The 5,406-nt window shown below is 65.4% G+C and carries 5 protein-coding genes and 1 pseudogene; all 6 read right to left on the bottom strand.

What is annotated here, in order from left to right; genetic code table 11:
• Positions 1-194 precede the first annotated feature (194 nt).
• Entirely contained in the window at positions 195-1,097 is a 903-nt protein-coding gene (gene cysM / locus AB4120_RS27545) for a cysteine synthase CysM (protein ID WP_144197446.1), read from the bottom strand.
• Between the two features lie 140 nt (positions 1,098-1,237).
• A complete protein-coding gene (locus tag AB4120_RS27540) occupies positions 1,238-2,551 on the bottom strand; it encodes a solute carrier family 23 protein (RefSeq protein WP_149136522.1) in 1,314 nt (437 codons plus the stop codon).
• A 145-nt stretch (positions 2,552-2,696) separates the two neighbouring features.
• Complete coding sequence (locus AB4120_RS27535; RefSeq protein WP_392388454.1) at positions 2,697-3,071, bottom strand: ComEA family DNA-binding protein; 375 nt, start codon at positions 3,069-3,071, stop codon at positions 2,697-2,699.
• Between the two features lie 182 nt (positions 3,072-3,253).
• Positions 3,254-4,249, bottom strand: a complete 996-nt coding sequence (gene rfaD / locus AB4120_RS27530; RefSeq protein WP_441643101.1) for an ADP-glyceromanno-heptose 6-epimerase — start codon at positions 4,247-4,249, stop codon at positions 3,254-3,256.
• A 42-nt stretch (positions 4,250-4,291) separates the two neighbouring features.
• Positions 4,292-5,233, bottom strand: a complete 942-nt coding sequence (rfaE1, locus tag AB4120_RS27525) for a D-glycero-beta-D-manno-heptose-7-phosphate kinase (RefSeq protein WP_441643100.1) — start codon at positions 5,231-5,233, stop codon at positions 4,292-4,294.
• A gap of 6 nt (positions 5,234-5,239) precedes the next feature.
• Positions 5,240-5,406: pseudogene (locus AB4120_RS27520) on the bottom strand (UDP-glucose 6-dehydrogenase); the annotation flags it as partial.

Genomic DNA, 5,406 nt, shown 5'->3' with positions numbered 1-5,406 from the left:
CTATTTCATGGCGTTTGGCGATCTCACCATAGCCTGCCTGACCGTCCAGGTAGCTCTGGATAACTGTCAGCCTGAACTGCTCCGAGTACCGATACATGAAAAAACACCCCAAAAGTTGGTGTCCAACTTTTGGGGTGCAGTTCAATCGCACGGGGCCTTCTTACAACTACGAGAAACGCGGGACCGATGACCGATCAGGCCGGGAACACGCCAGTCGACAGGTAGCGGTCACCGCGGTCGCAGACCACGAACACGATCGTCGCGTTTTCCACTTCCTCGGCCACGCGCAGCGCCACGCACAGCGCGCCGGCGGCGGAGATACCGCAGAAGATGCCTTCCTCGCGCGCCATGCGACGAGCCATGTGCTCGGCGTCGGCCTGCGACACCAGTTCCTGGCGGTCCACGGACTTCGGATCGTAGATTTTCGGCAGGTAGGCTTCCGGCCACTTGCGGATGCCGGGGATGCGCGAGCCCTCGGCCGGCTGCGCGCCGACGATCTGAATCGCCGGATTCTTTTCCTTGAGGAAGCGCGAGACGCCGGTAATCGTGCCCGTGGTGCCCATCGCCGACACAAAGTGCGTGATGCGGCCCTCTGTTTCCGCCCAGAGTTCCGGCCCGGTAGTCTCGTAATGCGCCAGCGGATTGTCCGGATTGGCGAACTGGTCGAGGATCACGCCCTTGCCTTCGCGCTCCATGGCGTCGGCGAGGTCGCGGGCGTATTCCATGCCGCCTTTGACCGGCGTGAGGATGATCTCCGCGCCGTAGGCCGACATGCTCTGCCGGCGCTCGAGGCTCAGGTCCTCCGGCATGATCAGCACCATGCGGTAGCCACGGATGGCCGCAGCCATGGCCAGCGCAATGCCGGTATTGCCCGAGGTGGCCTCGATCAGCGTATCTCCCGGCTTGATACGGCCGCGCGCCTCGGCGCCACGGATCATCGACAGCGCGGGACGGTCCTTGACGGAACCGGCCGGATTATTGCCTTCGAGCTTGCCGAGAATCACATTGCCGCGCGCCTCGATGGCGGCGCCCGGGATGCGCTGGAGTCTGACCAGCGGCGTGTTGCCGATGGTGTCTTCGATCGTCTTGTAGGCCATGGTGCAGGGGAATGTCGCGGGAGGGGCTGTCGCCAATGTCTTTGTTGTCGCTGGTCATTGTAATGCACCCACCTTACCCGCACCGGCAGGGCGGGCATTCCGCCCCCCTGCAGTCCACGCCATGCTGCCATGCCGCCAGATCAGTGCGGCAGCGCGGTTTCTTCGTCGCGGCCCTTGCCCAGCAGGTGATACAGCAGGATGGCGCCGAAGGTGGCTGTGCCGATGCCACCGAGCGTCATGCCGCCAAGCTTCAGCGTCAGGTCGCCGGCCGCCACGGTCAGCGTGGCGCCCACCGTGATCAGGTTGCGTGAGCTGGAGAAATCCACGCCGTTCTGCACCCAGATCCGCCCGGCTGTGGCCGAGATCAGGCCAAACACCACGATGGTCAGGCCGCCGATGACCGGGCCCGGAATCGTCAGGATCAGCGCGCCGAACTTCGGCGAGAAGCCGAGCAGGATGGCCACCGCCGCCGCCACCACGAAGATCAGCGTCGAATAGATGCGCGTCACCGCCATCACGCCCATGTTCTCCGCGTACGTGGTCACGCCCGTACCGCCGCCCGAGGCAGACAGCATCGTGGCCACGCCGTCGCCGATGAACGCCCGGCCGATATACGGGTCCAGGTTGCGGCCCGTCATCACGCCGATGGCCTTGATGTGGCCGAGGTTTTCCGCCACGAGCACGATCGCCACCGGGGCGATCAGCAGCATCGCGCTCGGCTCGAACACTGGCGCCGCGAACGCGGGCAGGCCAAACCAGGCGGCCGACACCACGCCCGAGAAGTCGATGGCCTTGCCCATGCCCATCACATTGGTGGCAATGTAATAGGCGAGGTAGCCGGCCAGCCCGCCCAGCAGCACCGGCAGGCGCCCCAGCATGCCCGGCGCGCGCACGGCGATCAGGCCCACGGCCAGCACGGTCAGCAGGCCGATCCAGGTATCGAGCGGTGCGGCGCTGACAGCCTTGACAGCCACCGGCGCCAGATTCAGGCCGATTGCCGCGACGATGGCGCCAGTCACCACGGGCGGCATCAGCTTCTCCACCCAGGCGTAGCCGGCCGCCTGCACGATCAGGCCGATCACCGTATAGACCGCCCCCGCCGCAATGATGCCGCCAAGCGCCACCGGGATGTTCAGGTTCGGGCCACTGCCGGCATAGCCGGTGGCCGCGATGACCACGGCGATGAACGCGAAGCTCGACCCCAGGTAGCTCGGCACGCGCCCACGCACGAACAGGAAGAAGATCAGCGTGCCGATACCCGAGAACAGGATGGCAATATTCGGGTTGAAGCCCATCAGGATCGGCGCGATGGCCGTGGAGCCGAACATCGCCACCACGTGCTGGATGCCCGCAAGAATCGTCTGCCCCGCGGGCAGCCGCTCGTCCGGGCCGATCACGCCCGATGTCTTGAGCCGCCATTTCGGCAGGAAGCCCGTGTCCTCGCCATTCGCCATGTTGTTTTCTCCCTGTTATCGACGTCGCGCATGATACTCCGCGCCGCCCTGGCCGCGAAGCGACCGGGCCGGCGCCGGCCGACAAGGAAGCACAACACATACCAGCCCCGGGCTGCTGACGCCCAGGGGCTGGGCCGCCGCATGGTCAGCGCGCCGCCTTCTGCGGCGACGGCGCCGGGCCGGCCTTTGTCCTGGCGTCCTTGGCATCCTTCCTGGCCGGCGCTGCCTTGCCGAACGTCAGCCCGGCAGCTTCGAGGTTGGCCACCGACTTCGGCCCCACGCCGGGTACCCGGTCCGAGAGATCGCCAGCGTCCTTGAAGGCGCCATGCTTATCGCGCTCGTCGAGGATCCGCTTGGCAGTGGCCGGCCCGATGCCCTTCACGCTGGTCAGCGCGGCCTCGTCGGCCACGTTGACGTCCACGTTGGCATAGGCCGCGCCACCGAACGCGAGCGACACCAGCAGCGCCGCCAGCATCCGGCGCATGCACTGGATCAGGGAAACATCGAAGGGATTGCGCATCAGAAAACTCCTTTCCATATTGGACTCAAGGCTCCGTGCCGGGATGGCGACGGAGCCTTGTCAGGATAGGAGCGGGTGACGGCCAGACACGCAGTCGGCCACAATCGTTCACAACATCCGCGCGGATGTGTGGCCAACTGCAACGAGGATGGTGCAATCAGCAGTCGGAAACGTCCGAAAGGTCAGCCGTTACGCTCGAGCAACCACTTGCAGTAGCGCGACACGCCTTCCTGCACCGTGAGGAACGGAGCGGTATAGCCCGCCGCGCGCAGACGCGATACGTCGGACTGCGTGAAGCACTGGTACTTGCCACGCAGCGCGTCGGGGAACTTCACGTATTCGACCAACCCTTCCTGCACCATCTCCTCGAGCGAGAGCGGCGGCTTGTCGTCGATCTCGCGCAGCGTGTTGACCACACTGGCGGCGATGTCGTTGAACGGCTGCGAGCGCCCGGTGCCAAGGTTGAAGATGCCGGACTTTTCCGGATGATCGAGGAAGTACAGGTTGACCTTGACCACGTCTTCCACGGACACGAAATCGCGGCTCTGCGTGCCCGGCGCGTAGCCGTTGTACTCGCCGAACAGCTTCACCGAGCCTTCGGCGCGGAACTGGTTGAAGTGGTGGAACGCCACCGACGCCATGCGGCCCTTGTGGTACTCGCGCGGGCCGTACACATTGAAGTAGCGGAAGCCGACGATCTGCGAGTGGGCCGCCGGCAGCCGGCGCCGCACCACCTGGTCGAACAGGAACTTCGAATAGCCATACACGTTCAGCGGGCGCTCGTACTCGCGGTCCTCGCGGAACATCGTCGACGCGCCGTAGGTGGCCGCCGACGAGGCGTAGAGGAACTGCGTGCCCTGCTCCAGGCAGGCTTCCATCAGCGCCAGCGTGTAGCGGTAATTGTTCTCCATCATGTAGCGGCCGTCGGTCTCCATGGTGTCGGAGCACGCGCCCTCATGGAACACCGCGCGAACCTTGCCGAAGTCCCCCCGCGCAAAGCGCTGGACGAATTCCGACTTGTCGAGGTAGTCGGCGATCTCGCAGTCCACGAGGTTGCCGAACTTCTCGGCCCGGGTCAGGTTGTCGACCGCGACGATATTGGTCTCGCCGCGCTCGTTCAAGCCCTTGACGAGGTTGCTGCCGATAAAGCCGGCGGCGCCGGTCACGATGATGGTCATGGTAGTTTCAGACTCGAATTTCGGACTTTTACGACACGCGCCTCAGGCGCCGAACAGTTCGGGATACGTGACAACAGCGGTACCCAGCTTGCCGACGACGATGCCGCCGGCCCGGTTGGCGTGCTGCACGGCTTCCTTGAGCGGCACACCGGCGCCAATCATGGTGGCGAGCGTGGCAATCACGGTATCGCCGGCCCCCGATACATCATAGACTTCGCGCGCCTGGGCCGAGACATGGAGCACCTCGGCTTCGGTATAGAGCGTCATGCCCTCTTCCGAGCGCGTCAGGAGCAGCGCCTCGAGCTGGAGCGAGCGGCGCAGGTTCTGGGCGCGAATGGTCAGGTCCGCCTCGGTCTTCCAGGCGCCCACCACGGCGCGCATCTCCGCCCGGTTCGGCGTGATCAGCGTGGCACCCCGGTAGCGCGAATAATCGTCGCCCTTGGGGTCCACCAGCACGGTGCGGCCGGCAGCGCGGCCCGCCTCCACCATGCGCCCGACGTGCGCCAGGCCGCCCTTGCCGTAGTCGGACAAGACCAGCACCTGGTAGTCGGCCACCAGGGCGTTGAAGCGGTCCTGTACCGAAGCCAGCACTTCGTTGGCCGGCGCGCTCTCGAAATCGACGCGCAGCAGCTGCTGCTGATGGGCCAGCACGCGCAGCTTGATCGTCGTGTTGAGGCTGGGATCGCGTTGCAGGTAGGGCTGCACGTGGCTCTCGGCCAGCAGCGCCTCGAGCGTGCGGCCCGGCTCGTCGTCGCCGATCACGCCGAGCATGCCTACCTGGGCGCCCAGCGCAGCGGCATTACGGGCCACATTGGCCGCCCCACCGAGGCGCTCGTCACTGCGCTTGACCTGCACCACCGGCACCGGCGCCTCCGGGGAAATGCGGTCCACGTCGCCAAACCAGTAACGGTCCAGCATCATGTCGCCCACCACCAGCACCTGCGATTGTCGAATCTGGTCCTGCGAAATCTGATTCTTGCTCATAGGGTCTCAGCGCATCGAGGCAGAGCGCCCGATCGCGTGGTATTCGATGCCGGCTGTCGCCATCGCATCGGGTTCATAGAGATTGCGGCCGTCGATGATGACCGGGGTCTTCAGCTTGGCGCGGATCTCGCTGAAATCCGGGCTGCGGAATACCTTCCACTCGGTCACGATCA

This window comes from Cupriavidus sp. 2KB_3, from assembly GCF_052115685.1.
GTDB lineage: Bacteria > Pseudomonadota > Gammaproteobacteria > Burkholderiales > Burkholderiaceae > Cupriavidus > Cupriavidus campinensis.
Note: the sequence above shows the minus strand (reverse complement) of the source record. Positions and strands in the feature narration are given on the sequence as shown.